Raw genomic sequence first — 17,030 nt, 5'->3', positions numbered from 1 at the left:
GGTGGGCGATGCCAGGCTTTTTGCCGTCTATTCTTGTGCCTGCCCGCCGTTATCCAGTCTCAACGGAGAGCTCCCCATGACCGATTCCCCTGATCGTGACGAACGTCATCTGGCGCGCATGTTGCGCAAAAAAGCCGTGATCGACGAACGCATCGCCAACTCCCCGAACGAATGCGGCTTGCTGCTGGTATTGACCGGCAATGGCAAAGGCAAAAGCAGTTCGGCGTTCGGCATGCTCGCCCGGTCGATGGGTCACGGCATGCAATGCGGCGTGGTGCAGTTCATCAAGGGGCGCAACAGCACGGGCGAAGAATTGTTCTTTCGGCGCTTCCCGGAGCAGGTGCGGTTTCATGTGATGGGCGAGGGCTTCACCTGGGAAACCCAGGACCGCCAGCGTGACATCGCCGCTGCCGAAGCCGCGTGGGAAGTCTCTCGCCAACTGCTGCGCGATCCGTCGATTGGCCTGGTGGTGCTCGATGAATTGAACATCGCGCTGAAGCACGGTTACCTCGATCTCGATCAAGTCCTCAGCGACCTGCAAGCACGGCCGCCGATGCAGCACGTGGTGGTCACCGGTCGTGGCGCCAAACCGGAGATGATTGAACTGGCCGACACCGTGACCGAAATGGGCATGATCAAGCATGCTTTCCAGGCCGGGATCAAAGCGCAGAAGGGCGTCGAGCTGTGAATCAGCCACGTCATTGCCCGGCGGTACTGATTGCCGCGCCGGCCTCCGGTCAGGGCAAGACCACCGTCACCGCCGCGCTGGCCCGATTGCACCGTCATCAGGGGCGCAAGGTTCGCGTGTTCAAATGCGGCCCGGACTTTCTCGACCCGATGATTCTCGAACGTGCCAGCGGTGCGCCGGTGTATCAACTGGACCTGTGGATGGTCGGTGAGCAGGACAGTCGTCGGCTGTTGTGGGAAGCCGCCGCCGAAGCCGACCTGATTCTGATCGAAGGGGTCATGGGGCTGTTTGACGGTACGCCGTCCAGCGCCGACCTGGCGCGGCACTTCGGTGTGCCGGTACTCGCGGTTATTGACGGTACGGCTATGGCGCAGACATTCGGTGCCCTGGCGCTGGGCCTGGCGAAATATCAGCCGGACTTGCCGTTCGCCGGCGTCCTGGCCAATCGCGTCGGCACCCTGCGCCACGCGCAGTTGCTCGAAGGCAGCCTGACCGAAGGTTTGCGCTGGTACGGCGCGTTGTCCCGGGAGACAGGGATCGAATTGCCCAGTCGCCATCTCGGTCTGGTCCAGGCCAGCGAATTGAACGATCTGGATGCGCGCCTCGATGCGGCCGCCAACGCATTGGCCAGCAGTTGCGAAGTCGCGCTGCCACCGGCGGTGAAATTCGCTGCGCCAGACGTCATCGCTGTCGAGCCCTTACTGACCGGCGTGCGGATTGCGGTTGCGCATGACGAAGCGTTTGCATTCACCTACGGCGCGAGCCTGGATGTACTCCGGGCCATGGGCGCCCAGTTGCTGTTTTTCTCGCCGATCCGCGATGCGCATCTGCCCGAAGCGGACAGCCTCTATCTGCCCGGCGGTTATCCGGAATTGCACCACCTGGCGTTGTCGCAGAACACTCCGATGCTCGAAGCGATTCGCGCCCATCATGCGGCTGAGAAACCGTTGCTGGCCGAATGTGGCGGCATGCTCTACCTGCTCGATTCGCTGACCGATGTCGAAGGCACTCGGGCTGAATTGGTCGGGTTGCTGCGCGGCGATGCGGTGATGCAGAAACGCTTGGCGGCACTCGCGCTGCAAGCGGTTGAGCTGCCGGAAGGCGTGCTGCGTGGCCACACCTATCATCACTCGCTGACCACCACCGAACTTGAGCCGATCGCTCGCGGGCGGAGCCCCAATGGCGGGCGCGGGGCGGAAGCGGTGTATCGGCAGGGGCGGATGACGGCCTCTTACGTGCACTTCTATTTCCCGTCGAATCCTTCAGCGGTTGCCGCGTTGTTCGCGCCTGACCTTGAGGCGGCTGTCGCGCGCAAGCTCGCTTCCACAGGGGAGCACGGTTCCAATGTGGGAGCTGGCTTGCCAGCGATGGGGTCATGAGCGACAACGCCTTCACCGAGGCCGAGCGCGAGGCCGTCTATAAAGCCATTGCCGAACGGCGCGACATGCGCCACTTCATCGGCGGCACCGTCGAGCCGCAACTTCTGCAACGCCTGCTCGAAGCCGCTCATCAGGCACCGAGCGTCGGCCTGATGCAGCCGTGGCGGTTTATCCGCATCAGCGATAAAGCCTTGCGCGGCAGCATCCAGCAGTTGGTTGAAGAAGAACGCATCCGCACCGCTGAAGCCCTCGGCGAGCGCAGCGACGACTTCATGAAACTCAAAGTCGAAGGCATCAACGACTGCGCCGAAGTGCTGGTCGCTGCGCTGATGGACGATCGCGAGCGACACATCTTCGGCCGTCGCACTCTGCCGGAAATGGACATGGCGTCACTGTCCTGTGCGATCCAGAACCTGTGGCTGGCGTCTCGCGCCGAAGGGCTGGGCATGGGCTGGGTGTCCCTGTTCGAGCCGCAGGCACTGGCGGATCTGCTGGGCATGCCGGCCGGCGCCAAACCGCTGGCCGTGATCTGCCTGGGCCCGGTCAAGGAATTCTATCCGGCGCCGATGCTGGCACTTGAAGGCTGGGCGCAGGCGCGTCCGCTGAGCGACATGCTGTATGAAAATTATTGGGGAGTGAGGCAATGAGTGTGGCGTTATTGAGTGTCGCCGCGGTTGCGCTGGATGCGCTGCTGGGCGAACCGAAACGCTGGCATCCGCTGGTGGCGTTCGGCCGTTTTGCCGAGCGCATCGAGCGCCGTTTCAACGGTGAAGGCCGTGGCTGGCGCAGTCACGGCGTTACGGCGTGGGTGATGGCGGTGGTGCCGCTGACGTTGCTGGCGACGGCGTTTTCCTGGGCGCCTTACATCGGCTGGATGGTCGACATTGTGCTGCTGTACTGCGCCCTTGGCATGCGCAGCCTTGGTGAGCATGTCGAGCCGGTCGCCAAAGCGTTGCGCAGCGATGATCTGGATGAAGCGCGCGCGCGAGTCGGTTATCTGGTCAGCCGCCAGACCAGCGAACTGGATAAAACCGAAGTCGCCCGCGCCGCCACCGAGTCGGTCCTGGAAAATGGCAGCGATGCCGTGTTCGCCGCGCTGTTCTGGTTTGTCGTGGCCGGCGCACCCGGCGTGGTGCTGTATCGCCTGAGCAACACGCTCGACGCGATGTGGGGTTATCGCAACGAACGCTTCGAGCGTTTCGGCTGGGCGGCAGCGAAGATCGACGATGTGCTCAACTACATTCCTGCACGGCTAGTGGCATTGACCTACGCGCTGCTGGGCAAAACCCGACTCGCGCTGAAATGCTGGCGCACCCAGGCGCCTCAGTGGGACAGTCCGAACGCCGGTCCGGTGATGGCCGCCGGTGCTGGCGCGTTGGGTGTCGAGCTGGGCGGGGCGGCGATTTATCACGGTGAATTGCACCAGCGCCCGCAACTGGGCGAAGGCGCGCCGGCGGATGCCGATTCAATTGACCGTGGCTGGCAATTGGTCCAGCGCGGCGTATGGTTATGGCTGCTGATTCTCTGCGTCGGAGCTGAATTTTATGCTTGAACACGGTGGACGCTTGCGCAACGCCGCACTCGAATACGGCATCGCCGAAGCCGATTGGCTGGACCTGTCGAGCGGGCTCGCACCCTGGCCGTTTCCCGTCCCGGAAATTCCCTTGCGCGCCTGGGCACGCTTGCCGGAAATCGAGGACGGTCTGGAACAAGCCGCTTGTGAATATTACGGTGCCGCACACTTGCTGCCGGTGGCCGGTTCGCAAATGGCCATTCAGTTGCTGCCGCGTTTGCGCCGCATCGGCAAGGTCGGCGTGTTGTCGCCGTGCTACGCCGAGCATGCCGAAGCCTGGCGCCGCAGCGGCTATGTCGTGCGCGAAGTGCTTGAGCAGGAAGTCGACTTCTATATCGATAACCTCGACGTGCTGGTGGTGGTCAATCCGAACAATCCCACCGGCCTGAGCCTGCCCCTGAGCCGACTGCTCGACTGGCACGCGAAACTGGCGCAGCGCGGCGGCTGGCTGGTGGTCGACGAAGCGTTCATGGACAACACGCCGCAGTTGAGCCTGGCGCCGTTCGCCCATCAGGTCGGTCTAATCGTGCTGCGTTCCTTCGGCAAGTTTTTTGGTCTGGCCGGGGTGCGTCTGGGCTTCGTGCTGGCCGAACGCAAACTGCTCAGATTGCTCGCCGAACAGGTTGGGCCCTGGGCCGTCAGCGGACCCACCCGCGTCATCGGCCAGGCCTGTCTGCTGGACACTGACGGCCACGCCCGCCAACGCCAGCGCACCGAAGAAGCCAGCGAGCGTTTGGGGTTGCTGCTGGAACAATACGGTTTCGCAGCGCAGGGCGGTTGCGCGTTATTTCAGTGGGTGGTCACGGGCCGTGCCGAACAGTTGCATGGGTTCATGGCCCGGCGCGGCATTCTACTGCGGTTGTTCATCCACACCAGCAGCCTGCGTTTCGGTTTGCCCGCTGACGACAGCGAGTGGCAGCGCCTTGAGCAAGCATTCGTAGCTTTCAACAAGGAAACCCGATGACCACGTTGATGGTGCAGGGCACCACCTCCGATGCCGGCAAAAGCACGTTGGTGACGGCATTGTGTCGCTGGGTCACGCGCCAGGGTGTGCGTGTTGTGCCGTTCAAACCGCAGAACATGGCGCTCAACAGTGCCGTGACCGCAGACGGTGGCGAGATTGGTCGCGCGCAAGCGGTGCAGGCGCAGGCGGCTTTTTTGCCGCCGCACACCGACATGAATCCGGTGCTGCTCAAGCCCAACAGTGACACGGGCGCGCAAGTGATCATTCACGGTCGCGCGGTGACGACGATGAACGCGGTCGTTTATCACGACTACAAAACCATCGCCATGCAAGCGGTGCTGGCGTCCCATGAACGGCTGAGCGCGGCGTACCCGGTCGTCATGGTCGAAGGCGCAGGCTCGCCGGCCGAAATCAATCTGCGCGCCGGCGACATCGCCAACATGGGTTTTGCCGAGGCGGTGGATTGCCCGGTGGTGTTGATCGCCGACATCAATCGTGGCGGCGTTTTCGCTCATCTTGTCGGTACGTTGGAGCTGCTGTCGCCGAGCGAACAGGCGCGGGTCAAGGGGTTCATCATCAATCGTTTTCGCGGCGACATCGCGCTGCTGCAACCGGGGCTCGACTGGCTGCAAGCGCGCACCGGCAAACCGGTGATCGGCGTGTTGCCTTACGTGATGGACCTGCATCTGGAAGCCGAGGACGGCATCGATCAGCGCCAGACCGGCAAGGCTGAACACGTACTCAAAGTCGTGGTGCCGGTGCTGCCGCGGATCAGCAACCACACTGATTTCGATCCGCTGCGCCTGCACCCGCAAGTCGATCTGCAATTCGTCGGCCCCGGCCAGGCGATCCCGCCCGCCGACCTGATCATTTTGCCCGGCTCGAAAAGCGTGCGCAGCGACCTCGCTTTTTTGCGCGCCAACGGCTGGGAAACGGCCATCGCCCGTCACTTGCGCTACGGCGGAAAAGTGCTGGGCATCTGCGGCGGCCTGCAAATGCTTGGCGAGCAGGTGCACGACCCGCTGGGCCTTGAGGGTGCGCCGGGTTCCAGTGTCGGCTTGGGATTGCTGGCGTTCGAAACCCGGCTCGAGCAAGAGAAGCAGTTACGTAACGTGTGCGGGCGTCTGGCACTCGAACATGCGCCGGTCAGTGGCTATGAAATTCATGCCGGCGTTACCACAGGGCCGGCGCTGGAGAAGGCTGCGGTGCTGCTGGACGATGGTCGCTATGATGGCGCCCAAAGTGCCGATGGGCAGATTTTCGGCACCTACCTGCACGGGCTGTTCGAATCGCCGCAGGCGTGCAGCGCGCTGTTGCGCTGGGCCGGGTTGCAGGACGTGCAGGATGTCGATTACCACGGGTTGCGCGAGCGCGATATCGAGCGATTGGCGGATCTGGTCGAGCAGCATCTGGATACCGAATTGTTGCGAGCGCTGTGTGGGATGTGAGGTGTTTTTCAGGATGCCATCGCCAGCAGGCTGGCTCCCACAAATTTGCCGTTGAATTGAATTGTGTGACCGGCGCAAAACCTGTGGGAGCCAGCCTGCTGGCGATGAGGCGTTTACAGTCTCCGAAGATTTCGAGGAATAAACCATGCTCCAACTGATCCTCGGCGGCGCCCGCTCCGGCAAAAGCCGCCTGGCGGAAAAGCTCGCCACCGACACCCGGCTCAAGGTCACCTACATCGCCACCAGCCAACCCTTGGACGGCGAAATGAACGAGCGCATCGGTCATCATCGTGCCCGTCGCCCGGCCGAATGGTCGCTGTTCGAAGAACCCGTTGAACTGGCCCGCGTCCTGCGCGAAAACGCCGGCGCTGATCGTTGCCTGCTGATCGATTGCCTGACGTTGTGGCTGACCAATCTGCTGATGCTCGATAACGCCGAACGGCTGATTGCCGAGCGCGATGCCTTGCTGGACTGCCTGGCATCACTGCCGGGTGAAATCATTTTTGTCAGCAACGAAACCGGCATGGGCGTCGTGCCGCTGGGTGAGCTGACCCGCCGCTACGTCGATGAGGCCGGTTGGCTGCATCAAGCCCTGGCCGAACGCTGCCAGCGCGTTGTCCTGACCGTCGCCGGTCTGCCCCTGACTCTCAAAGGAACTGCTTTATGACTCAATCCTGGTGGCTGACCCCGTGCAAGCCGATCAACACTGCCGTCGTCGAGCAGGCCCTGGCGCGCCAGCAACAGTTGACCAAACCCGCCGGCTCGCTCGGCCGTCTTGAAACGGTAGCGGTGCAATTGGCCGGGTTGCAGGGCCAGGTGAAACCCAGCGTCGATCAGCTGTGGATTGCCCTATTTGCCGGTGATCACGGCGTGGTCGCCGAAGGCGTGTCGGCATTCCCGCAGGAAGTGACCGGGCAAATGCTGCACAACTTTGTCAGCGGCGGCGCGGCTATCAGCGTGTTGGCGCGTCAGCTTGGCGCGTCGCTGGAAGTAATTGACCTGGGTACCGTCGACCCGGCGCTGAACCTGGCGGGCGTGCGTCACCTCAACATCGGCCCCGGCACCGCCAATTTCGTTCAGCGTCCGGCAATGACGGTCGCTCAGGGCGAGCTTGCGTTGCGTGCCGGACGCGACAGCGTTTTGCGCGCAGCAGCGGCGGGCAGCCAGTTGTTCATCGGTGGCGAGATGGGCATCGGCAATACCACCGCGGCGAGCGCGCTGGCCTGCGCGTTGCTGGAGTGCCCGGTGGTGCATCTGGCGGGGCCGGGCACGGGGCTGAACGCGGCGGGCGTCAGCCATAAAGCACAAGTCATCGAACGCGCATTATCGTTGCACGGCGCTGAGCGCGGCGATGCCTTGCAGACGCTGTTCAACCTCGGCGGTTTTGAAATTGCCGCGTTGGTGGGCGCGTATCTGGCCTGTGCGCAGCAAGGCGTTGCAGTGCTGGTGGACGGTTTCATCTGCAGCGTCGCCGCATTGGTCGCGGTGCGCTTGAATCCCGAATGTCGCGCGTGGCTGCTGTTTGGACATTGCGGTGCCGAGCCGGGCCATCGTCATGTTCTCGAAACCCTGGGCGCCGAACCGTTGCTCGATCTGGGCCTGCGTCTGGGCGAGGGCAGCGGCGCCGCGCTTGCCGTGCCGCTGCTGCGACTGGCGTGCGATCTGCACGGTCAAATGGCAACGTTCGCCGAAGCGGCCGTCGCGGATCGCCCCGCATGACCTTGCGCCTGGACCTCTTGCGCCACGGCGAAACCGAGCTGGGCGGTGGCCTGCGTGGCAGTCTCGATGACGAACTGACTGACACGGGCTGGGCGCAAATGCGCGCTGCGGTGCTTGCGCAAGGCCCTTGGGATCGCCTGATCAGCTCGCCGTTGCAACGTTGTGCGCGCTTCGCTGCAGAGCTGGGCGCGCAGTTGGGTGTACCGGTGCGGCTGGAAAAAGATCTGCAAGAGCTGCACTTCGGCGCATGGGAAGGGCAGAGCGCGGCAGCGTTGATGGAGACAGATGCCCAAGCGCTGGGCTTGTTCTGGGCGAATCCGTATTCATTCACGCCCCCGCAAGGTGAGCGGGTCGAGGATTTTTCCGCCCGCGTGCTGGCCGCCATTGAGCGTTTGCACGCTGCCTGCTCGGGAGAGCGAGTTCTGCTGATCAGTCATGGCGGAGTGATGCGTTTACTGCTGGCCCAAGCGCGCGGGTTGCCACGCGAGCAGTTGCTCAACGTCGAAGTGGGCCATGCTGCGATGTTTTCACTGTCGGTGGAGTCTGCGGGTTTGTTAAGGGAAGTGACCTGAACATGCTGCCATTCTGGATCGCCCTGCAATTTCTCAGCAGCCTGCCGGTTCGTCTGCCCGGCATGCCGTCCCCGCAAGCGCTGGGCCGCTCGCTGTTGTTTTATCCTTTGGTGGGGCTGCTGTTCGGCGTGATCCTGTGGGCAGTAAACGGGGTGTTGCTCGGCGCGCCTTTGCTGCTGCACGCGGCGTTGTTACTGACGGTTTGGGTGGTGCTCAGCGGCGCGTTGCATCTGGATGGTCTGGCGGACAGCGCCGATGCCTGGCTGGGTGGTTTTGGTGATCGGGAACGCACCCTGACCATCATGAAAGACCCGCGCAGCGGACCGATTGCGGTGGTGACGCTGGTGTTGGTGCTGTTGCTCAAGTTCGCTGCGCTGCTGGCGTTGATCGAACAGGAAAACAGCGTGTATCTGATCATTGTTCCGCTGTTGGGTCGTGCGGGGTTATTGGCGTTATTTCTGACTACGCCTTACGTTCGCCCTGGAGGGTTGGGTCAGGCACTGGCCGATCATCTGCCGCGTACGGCTGCCAAACAGATGTTGGTGATTTGCGCAGTGGCTTGCTTTGTCCTGGCAGGCTTCGACGGGGTTATCGCCATCGTTGTGGCGGCGTTGATGTTTGCTTGGCTGCGGCACGTGATGGTGCGACGACTGGGCGGTACCACTGGCGACACCGCCGGAGCGCTTCTGGAGTTATTGGAAATGACCTTGCTGGTCAGTATTGCGCTCATCCCGTAGGAGCAAAGCTCCCAGCGGCCAGCGCTGTGCTGCTTCTGGGGGAACAGAGCTTGATCGGGAAGGAGGCGACTCGGTCCTCGGGTTGAAACTGCGTCATCGTTCTTCGCGAGCAAGTTTTGCTTCTGCGGGGGAACGCGAGCGAGCTTTGCGCCTGCTGGCCTCTAAATATTTGCTTTTATCTTTTCGCGGGTATATACACGCACCATGCTCGAATCCCAATGTTTATGCATCAACCTGCGTCGCGCCGCTCGTGGCGTCAGCAGGCACTATGACGGCGCTCTCGACGGCTTCGGAATCAACGTTGCCCAGTACTCGTTGCTGTGCAATCTGCAGCGTCTCGATCAGCCCAGTATTTCCACCTTGGCCGAAGCCATGGGCCTGGATCGCAGCACGCTCGGGCGCAATTTGCGCGTATTGGAAGGTGAGGGCCTGGTGCGGCTGGTTGAGGGCGATGACATGCGTAACCGCATTGTCAAACTGACCGACACCGGAGCCGAGCGTCTGAAAGCGGCCTTGCCGGCGTGGGAGGCAGCGCAGCAACGTCTGGTCGATCGTCTGGGCACTGAAAAACGGGAAATGTTGCTGAAGTTACTGGATGAACTGGCCTGAGGCCGGTTCTTTTCGATCTTAAACGGGTATATACCCGCGAGCGGAGAATAATGATGACATCGATGTGGCGTACGTGCGGTTGGGTACTGTTGGGGAGCGCGCTGATTCTGGCGTTGTCCCTGGGCGTGCGCCATGGCTTCGGGCTTTTTCTTGCGCCGATGAGCGCCGAATTCGGCTGGGGGCGTGAGACATTCGCGTTCGCCATCGCCCTGCAAAACCTCATCTGGGGCCTGGCGCAACCGTTCACAGGCGCACTGGCCGACCGCTTCGGCGCGGCGAAAGTGGTGCTGATCGGGGGCGTGCTTTACGCCTTGGGACTGGTGTTCATGGGTCTGTCCGATTCGGCGGTGACCCTGTCCCTTAGCGCCGGCCTGTTGATTGGCATCGGCCTGTCCGGCACGTCCTTTTCGGTGATCCTTGGTGTGGTCGGCCGCGCCGTGCCGCCGGAGAAACGCAGCATGGGCATGGGCATCGCCAGTGCCGCCGGCTCCTTCGGGCAATTTGCCATGTTACCCGGCACGTTGGGACTGATCGGCTGGCTCGGCTGGTCGGCGGCATTGCTGGTGCTGGGTTTGCTGGTGGCACTGATTGTGCCGCTGGTAAGCATGCTCAAGGACAAACCCTTGCCGCTGCTCGCGCATGAGCAAACCCTGTCCGAAGCACTGCGAGAAGCATGCGCCCACTCGGGATTCTGGCTGCTGGCGTTCGGTTTTTTCGTCTGCGGGTTTCAGGTCGTCTTCATCGGTGTGCACTTGCCGGCTTATCTGGTCGATCAGCATTTACCGGCAAGCGTCGGCACCACGGTGCTGGCGCTGATCGGCCTGTTCAATATATTTGGCACGTACACGGCGGGCTGGCTCGGCGGGCGCATGTCCAAGCCGCGCCTGCTCACGGGTTTGTATTTGCTGCGGGCCGTAGTAATCGGATTGTTCTTATGGGCTCCGGTGACAACCACCACTGCGTACCTGTTCGGGATGGCGATGGGCTTTTTGTGGCTGTCGACCGTTCCCTTGACCAACGGCACCGTGGCGACCTTGTTCGGCGTACGAAACCTGTCCATGCTGGGTGGGATTGTTTTCCTCTTCCACCAGCTCGGCTCCTTTCTCGGCGGCTGGTTGGGCGGGGTGGTGTACGACCGAACCGGGAGCTATGACTTGATCTGGCAAGTGGCGATTCTCTTGAGTCTGTTGGCCGCAGCGCTTAACTGGCCGGTTCGCGAGCGGCCGGTGGCGCGCCTGCAAACGGCGGTGACCGCGCAATGAACGGTCTCTGGCCGCGGATCATCGTGGTTGCCAGCGGCGCATTGCTGCTGATGCTGGCGTGGTGGGGCTGGCAGCAAGGCGGGCTGGCGTTGATGCAGTTGGGCATGGGTGCTTGCTAGCAACCGGTGAGGGCGAGTAACTTCGATTCGGACGGACTCTCAAGGATGCATGATCATGCGGATGCGCTGGCTCGCAGTTCCCGTATTAATGATGGCGTTTACCGGATTGGCCCACGCGGCGGGGTGCCCGGAGCTGCTGCAGGGCTCGTTGCCCAAGTTGCGCGCCAAGGAGTCCATCGATCTGTGCCAGCGCTTTGCGGGCAAACCGCTGGTGGTGGTCAATACCGCCAGTTTTTGCGGATTCGCCCCACAGTTCAAAAGCCTTGAAGCGTTGAATCAGCGCTACAAGTCTCAAGGACTGGAAGTCATTGGCGTTCCCTCCAACGACTTCAAACAGGAGTCCAGGGATGGCGAAGAAACTGCCAAGGTCTGCTACGTGAATTACGGCGTAACCTTTACCATGACCGAACCGCAGAAGATTCGGGGCGACGACGCCATCAATCTGTTTCAGGTGCTTGCCGCACAGAGCAGCGCGCCGAAGTGGAATTTCTACAAATACGTGATCGACCGCAAGGGCAAGGTGATCGCGGATTTCTCCAGCCTGACCAAGCCGGACGATCCGGAGTTTATTGCCGCCGTTGAAAAAGCCATCGCTTCACAACCCTGATCGCCGCGCACAAAAAAAAGCCCCGGCTCTGTAAAAGAGTGCGGGGCTTTTTCTATTCAGGCGGCGGAGCGGTCAGCCCCGCGGTGAATCATCAGAAGCGGTAGGTCGCGCCGACACCGAAGCCGTTCGCCGAGTTTTCGTACTTGGCGCTGTAGGTTTGACGACCGTTGCTGTTGTTGACCTTGACCGACTCTTCGAGCAGGTACGAATACGCTACGTCGATGGTCAGGTCGTCGGTCGGGCTCCAGCCGGCGCCCAGGCTGAAAATCTTGCGATCGCCAGTCGGGATGCGTGGAGAACGGTTTTCGTTGTTGGTCGGTGCCTGATCAACCGAGAAACCGGTACGCAGGACCCATTGCTTGTTCAACTGATACGAAGCACCGATGGCGTGAGCCCAGGTGTCGTGCCAGTTCTGTTCTTCAGTGATCGTGCCAAGACCCCGGGCGGCCAGGGCGGCAGGTACGCCTTCGTTCTCGACAGTGATGTCTTTCAGGCGGCTCCAGCGAGTCCAGGTGCTGCCTGCATAAAGCGTCCACTGGTCATCGAGTTGATGCGTGACCGAAAAATCGACCGACTCAGGTGTGGTCAGTTCCAGGGAAGCATCGAACTTCTGGTTCGGGTTCTGACCCAGAGCGGCGAGCACGCCGTAGTCGACCTTGGTGTCACCTTCCAGCTTGTATTTCACTTTCGAGTGATAGGTCAGGCCGACGCGGGTGCTGTCGGTGGCTTGAACCAGAACGCCGATGTTGTAACCCAGCGCAGTGTCGTCACCCTTGATCTTGACTTCACCGTCCGCGGGCCCTGTGACCAGCGACAGGTTCGATTCCAGCTTGCCGTCAATACGGTTGATGGTCGGCCCGAAACCGATCGACACCTTGTCGTTGAAGGCGTAACTGACAGTAGGCTGCACAGTGACGATGGTGACTTCGCTTTTGCTGCCGAAGTAGCGACCTGCAAAGCCGTTTTCGTAATCGGTGACCAGACCGAAAGGTGCGTATACGCCGACACCGAATGCCCAGTGCTCATCGATTGGCTTGACGTAGTAGCCCATCGGAACAGCAATGAAGGGGACCATATCGCCGTCATTGCTGCCGCCGTTCGGGCTCGAAGTGACGTCGCTGATATCGGTGTGTGCGTCGAGGAATGCAGCGCCGCCGGTGACTTGTTCGCGCTTGATGCGAGCCATGCCGGCAGGGTTGCCAAATACTGTACTTGCGTCATCGGCAGTTGAAGATCGCCCGGCAAAACCAGTACCCATCCCGCTGATGCTTTGTTCGTTGATGGCAAAGCCACTCGCAAATAGCTGGGTGGATGCCATTGCAGCAGCGAGGGTAAGCGTGGTTTTGAGCATTACTTTTTTCATTATTAGAACTCCTGGTGATCACCGGGGCGAAAATTACCAACATTTTCGTCCCAGCGCTATAGGCTGTATGCGCTGAGTTAGAGCGGTTTTGTAGGACAATCCGACCAGTTTCAGATCGAGTTGCACGATCTTTCGAAACCGGGGAGTCAGCAGGCGACCTGATTCAGCGGTGAAACACATGTCTGCCAGGCGTAAGTGAAATCTCTCAGGCGTCCCTGGGGCTGGAATGTCTGGCGCCAGATTCGCGCCATGCCCAACAGGTCGTTGGCCTCGGGGAGCGGGGTGTTCTGCTCTTCGACCAGTAACCAGGCGATGGCAGTGGCGTATCGCAAATTGACGGTCAATTCCAGGTGCGGACCACTCAGGAAGGCATGCTGGCTGGCCAGCCCCCGGACCAGGCTGGCGCGTTCCGGATCCAGGGCGAGGTAGTGGTCCCAGAGCGCCTGATGGCGAACTTCATTGATTCGGTACAAGCCGTGTCCACGGCGGTCGTGCAGAGCGGAACCAAGGGCTGACTGGCTGGCGGCAATGCCAAGCAGCAGGGATTCGGCAGTTGCGCTATGGCGTCCAAGATAAATGAGCGTTGGACGGATGACATAACGGCACAGTTCGCTGGCAGCGATACCCATAACACCCTCGGAAAGCGAAGTGGTCGGCGAGTCCTGAAGGGGGCCTTGGCAGCGGTGGATCGAATCAGGCTCGCCGGAAGCGGCTCTAGCCGCTTGAGTTGAAGTGTAGTGTCATATTCGCGCTGTAAAGGACTGTTTTTAAAATATTTCCGGCTTCCAGTTATAACCGTTATATCGCTTGGTACTTAAGCTTTACTGGCCAGACGTGAAATACCGGGCAATAAAAAGCCCCGCATTTCAGCGAGGCTTTCGGGGTTACAGCCTTTGCAGCGTATCAGGCAACCAGTGCCTGACGAGTACGCTCGATCACGGCCTGCAGCGGCTCGGCGCTGGAGTACTGATCGGGGTAGAGGCGTTCGCTATGGCGGGCGATGCCGTGTTCGTTGACCAGTGTGAAGCTGAAGCAGCCTTTGCGTGCGGCCATGATCAGGCAGTTCATTGGTGCAAAAGCATTGGTTAGGGCGCGGATAGCGTCCTGGGTGTGGATTTGAGTAGACATAGTCATGGTGTTCCTACAAGCGACACGGATAAGAGCCGTGCAAAATTAAAACGTTCCAGTGACGTCGACCACCGTTGGTCGTACGAAGAACCCGACTGGAACAAAGCAGCCAGTTTGAAGCGCTGATAATTGGCGCGCTTGGGCTGGCAGGTAGGTACTTAGGAGGGCAGGCAACACATCAAGGGCAAAGGTTCTGGGCCCGGGGTGAAGATCCTGATCAATTTGCAGGCTGGTTCGGTCAGAGTAAGTGGTCTTCGCAACACCCTTTGCTTTTGATTCAAAGGCTGTGTCGACGCAAGATTTACCTGGAAACCATCGAGGTGGTCGATCCCGCTTGTTCGATATGGACTTCCCTGAGGAAGACTGACCGGGGGGATTTGTTCGACCAGAATTGACTTTCAGCTTGGTACTAACGCCGCGGATAGTAACGGAACGAATCGGGAAAAGGAAGGGCGCGCGGAAAATGATCTCGAAGGCGACGCTTGAACACTGTCAAGCCACTGCATGGCTGCGCTGTTAATCCTGTATTCGCTTCTGCGAGCGTGACGAAATCCGACCACCGGGTGCCACCGCTCATCGGCTCCGGCAGCCCGGGCAGCGTGTTGCAAGGGATTTTATACTCAGAGCCTGAGTGAATTACTTCAAAAAAAAGGTAGCTATATAACTTTCTCTTCGGTACTTGTGCACAAAGGTGCGGCAACCTGTCACGGGAGTGTCACATTGCCTGGACGGACAGTGGGTGCCTGTATCCGAAATTTAAGTCAATGAAAAACATCGCTTTTTTTTACTGGTGAAAAAATCGTCAGTTTGACTGGGAGCCCCGTTCCACAGGGCTTTGCGAGAGTTCAAGGGCGGTTGTCCACTGAGTTATCCACAGCTTCTGTGGATTGTCCCGAGCGCTTGCTCTAGGACGGGCGTGCCGGGAATGTTCGGGCTTTACCTGTCAGAAAAAAAGAGTAGAGTGGCGCGCCTTCCGATCTGTCCCACAGTGTTTTATGAAGTTTCGCTCCGTACCAGGTTCCGTTACCTCCGCACCGTCTAGTGCTAACCCCACCAAGCGGTTTTCGATGCGCGTGGCCGAGTGGCTGCTCGACAGCCCGCGCCTGAGTGAAAACACTAGCGTCAAACACTTGGCTGGGCGTCTGCTCAAGCAACCGGCCCGCGAAGGTGTCGTCGCCGCGCAAAGTCGCCTCGGCCAGTTGATGTGCCGTGAATGCGGAAATGCTCGCGACCGTCGCATTGGCCACGACCTTTTGCGTCAGGCGGCGCGGGCGGGCGATCGCCGTGCCTTGCAGGAACTCGGCCTGGTCGAAGACTGAGCTGTCCAAGACCTGACGCCTTGGTTAACCTTCAAGCTTTAATTCATCGCAGGAATGGCTATGGCTATGGACTTGACCAGCATGTTGCTCGGTCTGGCGGGCGCTGCACTGCCTCTTCTGGTGTTGGCGTGGCAGCTTCAACGCCGGGCCAGCAGCAAGCAGTCTGACGTCGCCCTGCTGGAAGAGCGTCTGGCCATGGCCCATCTGGCTCAGGACGGGCTCAACGCCCAGCTGGAAACCTGTCGCGACGAAATCGCTGACCTGGGCCAGGCCAATGCCACCAAGCAGGCTGATCTGGCAGCGCTGCGGCGTGAAGTCGAATTACTTCAGATCGAGCGTGATGACGCTCGCGACGCCGCCCACGCGTGGAATATCGAACGTGCCGGGAAAGAAGCCGAGTTGCGGCGCCTCGTCGCGCAGGCGGCTTCGCTCAACGCCGAGCTGCGTGAGCAGCAGGACAGTCATCAACAACGCCTCAACGATTTGCAGGGCTCCCGGGACGAGTTGCGCGCACAGTTCGCCGAACTGGCCGGCAAGATCTTCGATGAGCGTGAACAGCGTTTTGCCGAAACCAGCCAGCAGCGCCTCGGGCAGTTGCTCGATCCGTTGAAAGAACGCATCCAGTCCTTCGAAAAACGCGTTGAGGAAAGTTACCAGGCCGAGGCGCGTGAGCGCTTTTCGCTGGCCAAGGAGCTGGAGCGTCTGCAACAGCTGAACCTGCGTCTTAGCGATGAAGCCACCAACCTGACCCGTGCGCTCAAAGGCCAGAAGACCCAAGGCAACTGGGGCGAACTGATTCTGGAGCGGGTGCTTGAGCATGCCGGCCTGGAGAAGGGTCGCGAATATCAGACTCAGGTCAATCTCAAAGGCCCCGATGGCGAGCGATTCCAGCCCGATGTGATCATTTACCTGCCGGGCGACAAGCAGGTAGTGGTCGATTCGAAGGTCAGCCTGACGGCCTATCAACAGTACGTGACTGCGGATGACGATGGCATCGGTCAGATCGCGCTCAAGCAGCATGTGCTGTCGCTGCGCACCCACGTCAAAGGCCTGGCCGGCAAGGATTACAAACGCCTCGAAGGCCTGCACAGTCTGGATTTCGTGTTGCTCTTCGTGCCGATTGAAGCAGCGTTTTCCGCAGCGTTGCAGGCTGAGCCGACGCTGTTTCAGGAAGCCTTCGATCGCAACATCGTCATCGTCAGCCCGACCACCTTGCTGGCGACCCTGCGCGTGATCGACAGCCTGTGGAAGCAGGAACGGCAGAGCCAGAACGCCCGGGAAATCGCTGAACGCGCCGGCTGGCTATACGACAAGTTCGTGTTGTTCATCCAGGACCTCGATGAGGTCGGCAATCGCCTGCAACAGTTGGACAAAGCCTACAGCTCGGCGCGCAACAAGCTGACAGAAGGGCGTGGCAATCTGGTCAGTCGTAGCGAGCAGTTGAAGTTGCTGGGCGCACGAGCCAGCAAGAGTTTGCCGGCGGATCTACTGGAAAGGGCGATGACGGATGTGGATGGCCTGGCCGAGTTGCCGGAGTAATTTT

The 17,030-nt window shown here is 60.7% G+C and carries 19 protein-coding genes; 16 read left to right on the top strand and 3 right to left on the bottom strand.

From position 1 onward, the window contains the following. The first annotated feature begins 76 nt into the window (after window positions 1-76). From cobO to ACYZT1_RS16910, 14 genes are all read left to right on the top strand, one after another. Window positions 77-688, top strand: coding sequence for a cob(I)yrinic acid a,c-diamide adenosyltransferase (cobO, locus tag ACYZT1_RS16975; RefSeq protein ID WP_462015842.1), 612 nt, complete (start codon window positions 77-79; stop codon window positions 686-688). Further along, entirely contained in the window at window positions 685-2,067 is a 1,383-nt protein-coding gene (locus ACYZT1_RS16970; RefSeq protein ID WP_462015841.1) for a cobyrinate a,c-diamide synthase, read from the top strand. Before cobO ends, ACYZT1_RS16970 begins: the two co-directional genes overlap by 4 nt. Next, a complete protein-coding gene (gene bluB, locus ACYZT1_RS16965) occupies window positions 2,064-2,714 on the top strand; it encodes a 5,6-dimethylbenzimidazole synthase (RefSeq protein ID WP_462015840.1) in 651 nt (216 codons plus the stop codon). Before ACYZT1_RS16970 ends, bluB begins: the two co-directional genes overlap by 4 nt. Then, window positions 2,711-3,619, top strand: a complete 909-nt coding sequence (cbiB, locus tag ACYZT1_RS16960) for an adenosylcobinamide-phosphate synthase CbiB (RefSeq protein WP_462015839.1) — start codon at window positions 2,711-2,713, stop codon at window positions 3,617-3,619. The genes bluB and cbiB overlap by 4 nt, the downstream gene beginning before the upstream one ends. Then, on the top strand, window positions 3,612-4,604 hold the full coding sequence (cobD, locus tag ACYZT1_RS16955; RefSeq protein ID WP_462015838.1) for a threonine-phosphate decarboxylase CobD: 993 nt from the start codon (window positions 3,612-3,614) through the stop codon (window positions 4,602-4,604). The genes cbiB and cobD overlap by 8 nt, the downstream gene beginning before the upstream one ends. Further along, complete coding sequence (locus ACYZT1_RS16950) at window positions 4,601-6,052, top strand: cobyric acid synthase (RefSeq protein ID WP_462015837.1); 1,452 nt, start codon at window positions 4,601-4,603, stop codon at window positions 6,050-6,052. Before cobD ends, ACYZT1_RS16950 begins: the two co-directional genes overlap by 4 nt. Before the next feature lie 145 nt (window positions 6,053-6,197). Beyond that, a complete protein-coding gene (gene cobU, locus ACYZT1_RS16945; protein ID WP_462015836.1) occupies window positions 6,198-6,719 on the top strand; it encodes a bifunctional adenosylcobinamide kinase/adenosylcobinamide-phosphate guanylyltransferase in 522 nt (173 codons plus the stop codon). Beyond that, window positions 6,716-7,771 carry a nicotinate-nucleotide--dimethylbenzimidazole phosphoribosyltransferase gene (gene cobT / locus ACYZT1_RS16940; RefSeq protein WP_462015835.1) on the top strand — a complete coding sequence of 352 codons (1,056 nt, stop codon included), beginning with the start codon at window positions 6,716-6,718 and terminating at the stop codon, window positions 7,769-7,771. The genes cobU and cobT overlap by 4 nt, the downstream gene beginning before the upstream one ends. Continuing rightward, entirely contained in the window at window positions 7,768-8,343 is a 576-nt protein-coding gene (gene cobC / locus ACYZT1_RS16935; RefSeq protein ID WP_462015834.1) for an alpha-ribazole phosphatase family protein, read from the top strand. The genes cobT and cobC overlap by 4 nt, the downstream gene beginning before the upstream one ends. 2 nt (window positions 8,344-8,345) lie before the next feature. Continuing rightward, a complete protein-coding gene (locus ACYZT1_RS16930; protein WP_462015833.1) occupies window positions 8,346-9,080 on the top strand; it encodes an adenosylcobinamide-GDP ribazoletransferase in 735 nt (244 codons plus the stop codon). A gap of 204 nt (window positions 9,081-9,284) precedes the next feature. Further along, a complete protein-coding gene (locus tag ACYZT1_RS16925; protein WP_462015832.1) occupies window positions 9,285-9,689 on the top strand; it encodes a MarR family winged helix-turn-helix transcriptional regulator in 405 nt (134 codons plus the stop codon). Between the two features lie 53 nt (window positions 9,690-9,742). Beyond that, window positions 9,743-10,951, top strand: a complete 1,209-nt coding sequence (locus ACYZT1_RS16920) for an MFS transporter (RefSeq protein ID WP_462015831.1) — start codon at window positions 9,743-9,745, stop codon at window positions 10,949-10,951. Next, window positions 10,948-11,070: a hypothetical protein gene (locus tag ACYZT1_RS16915; RefSeq protein WP_462015830.1), complete on the top strand. Its 123-nt coding sequence runs from the start codon at window positions 10,948-10,950 to the stop codon at window positions 11,068-11,070. Before ACYZT1_RS16920 ends, ACYZT1_RS16915 begins: the two co-directional genes overlap by 4 nt. A 55-nt stretch (window positions 11,071-11,125) precedes the next feature. After that, window positions 11,126-11,677, top strand: a complete 552-nt coding sequence (locus tag ACYZT1_RS16910; protein WP_462015829.1) for a glutathione peroxidase — start codon at window positions 11,126-11,128, stop codon at window positions 11,675-11,677. Between the two features lie 91 nt (window positions 11,678-11,768). On the opposite strand, the gene ACYZT1_RS16905 is transcribed toward ACYZT1_RS16910, so the two are convergent. From ACYZT1_RS16905 to ACYZT1_RS16895, 3 genes are all read right to left on the bottom strand, one after another. After that, on the bottom strand, window positions 11,769-13,040 hold the full coding sequence (locus ACYZT1_RS16905; RefSeq protein ID WP_462015828.1) for an OmpP1/FadL family transporter: 1,272 nt from the start codon (window positions 13,038-13,040) through the stop codon (window positions 11,769-11,771). A gap of 146 nt (window positions 13,041-13,186) precedes the next feature. Continuing rightward, complete coding sequence (locus tag ACYZT1_RS16900) at window positions 13,187-13,669, bottom strand: hypothetical protein (protein WP_462015827.1); 483 nt, start codon at window positions 13,667-13,669, stop codon at window positions 13,187-13,189. Between the two features lie 274 nt (window positions 13,670-13,943). Then, window positions 13,944-14,168 (bottom strand): hypothetical protein, encoded by a 225-nt coding sequence (locus tag ACYZT1_RS16895; RefSeq protein ID WP_028621654.1) that lies wholly within the window; start codon window positions 14,166-14,168, stop codon window positions 13,944-13,946. Window positions 14,169-15,163: 995 nt separating this feature from the next. On the opposite strand from ACYZT1_RS16895, the gene ACYZT1_RS16890 reads away from it, so the two are divergent. Beyond that, a complete protein-coding gene (locus ACYZT1_RS16890) occupies window positions 15,164-15,487 on the top strand; it encodes a sel1 repeat family protein (protein ID WP_462015826.1) in 324 nt (107 codons plus the stop codon). 174 nt (window positions 15,488-15,661) lie between these two features. After that, complete coding sequence (locus ACYZT1_RS16885; RefSeq protein ID WP_462019267.1) at window positions 15,662-17,026, top strand: DNA recombination protein RmuC; 1,365 nt, start codon at window positions 15,662-15,664, stop codon at window positions 17,024-17,026. The last annotated feature ends 4 nt before the right edge of the window (window positions 17,027-17,030 follow it).

Source organism: Pseudomonas sp. PB3P13 (assembly GCF_054897735.1).
This window is presented reverse-complemented; position numbering and strand designations above follow the sequence as displayed.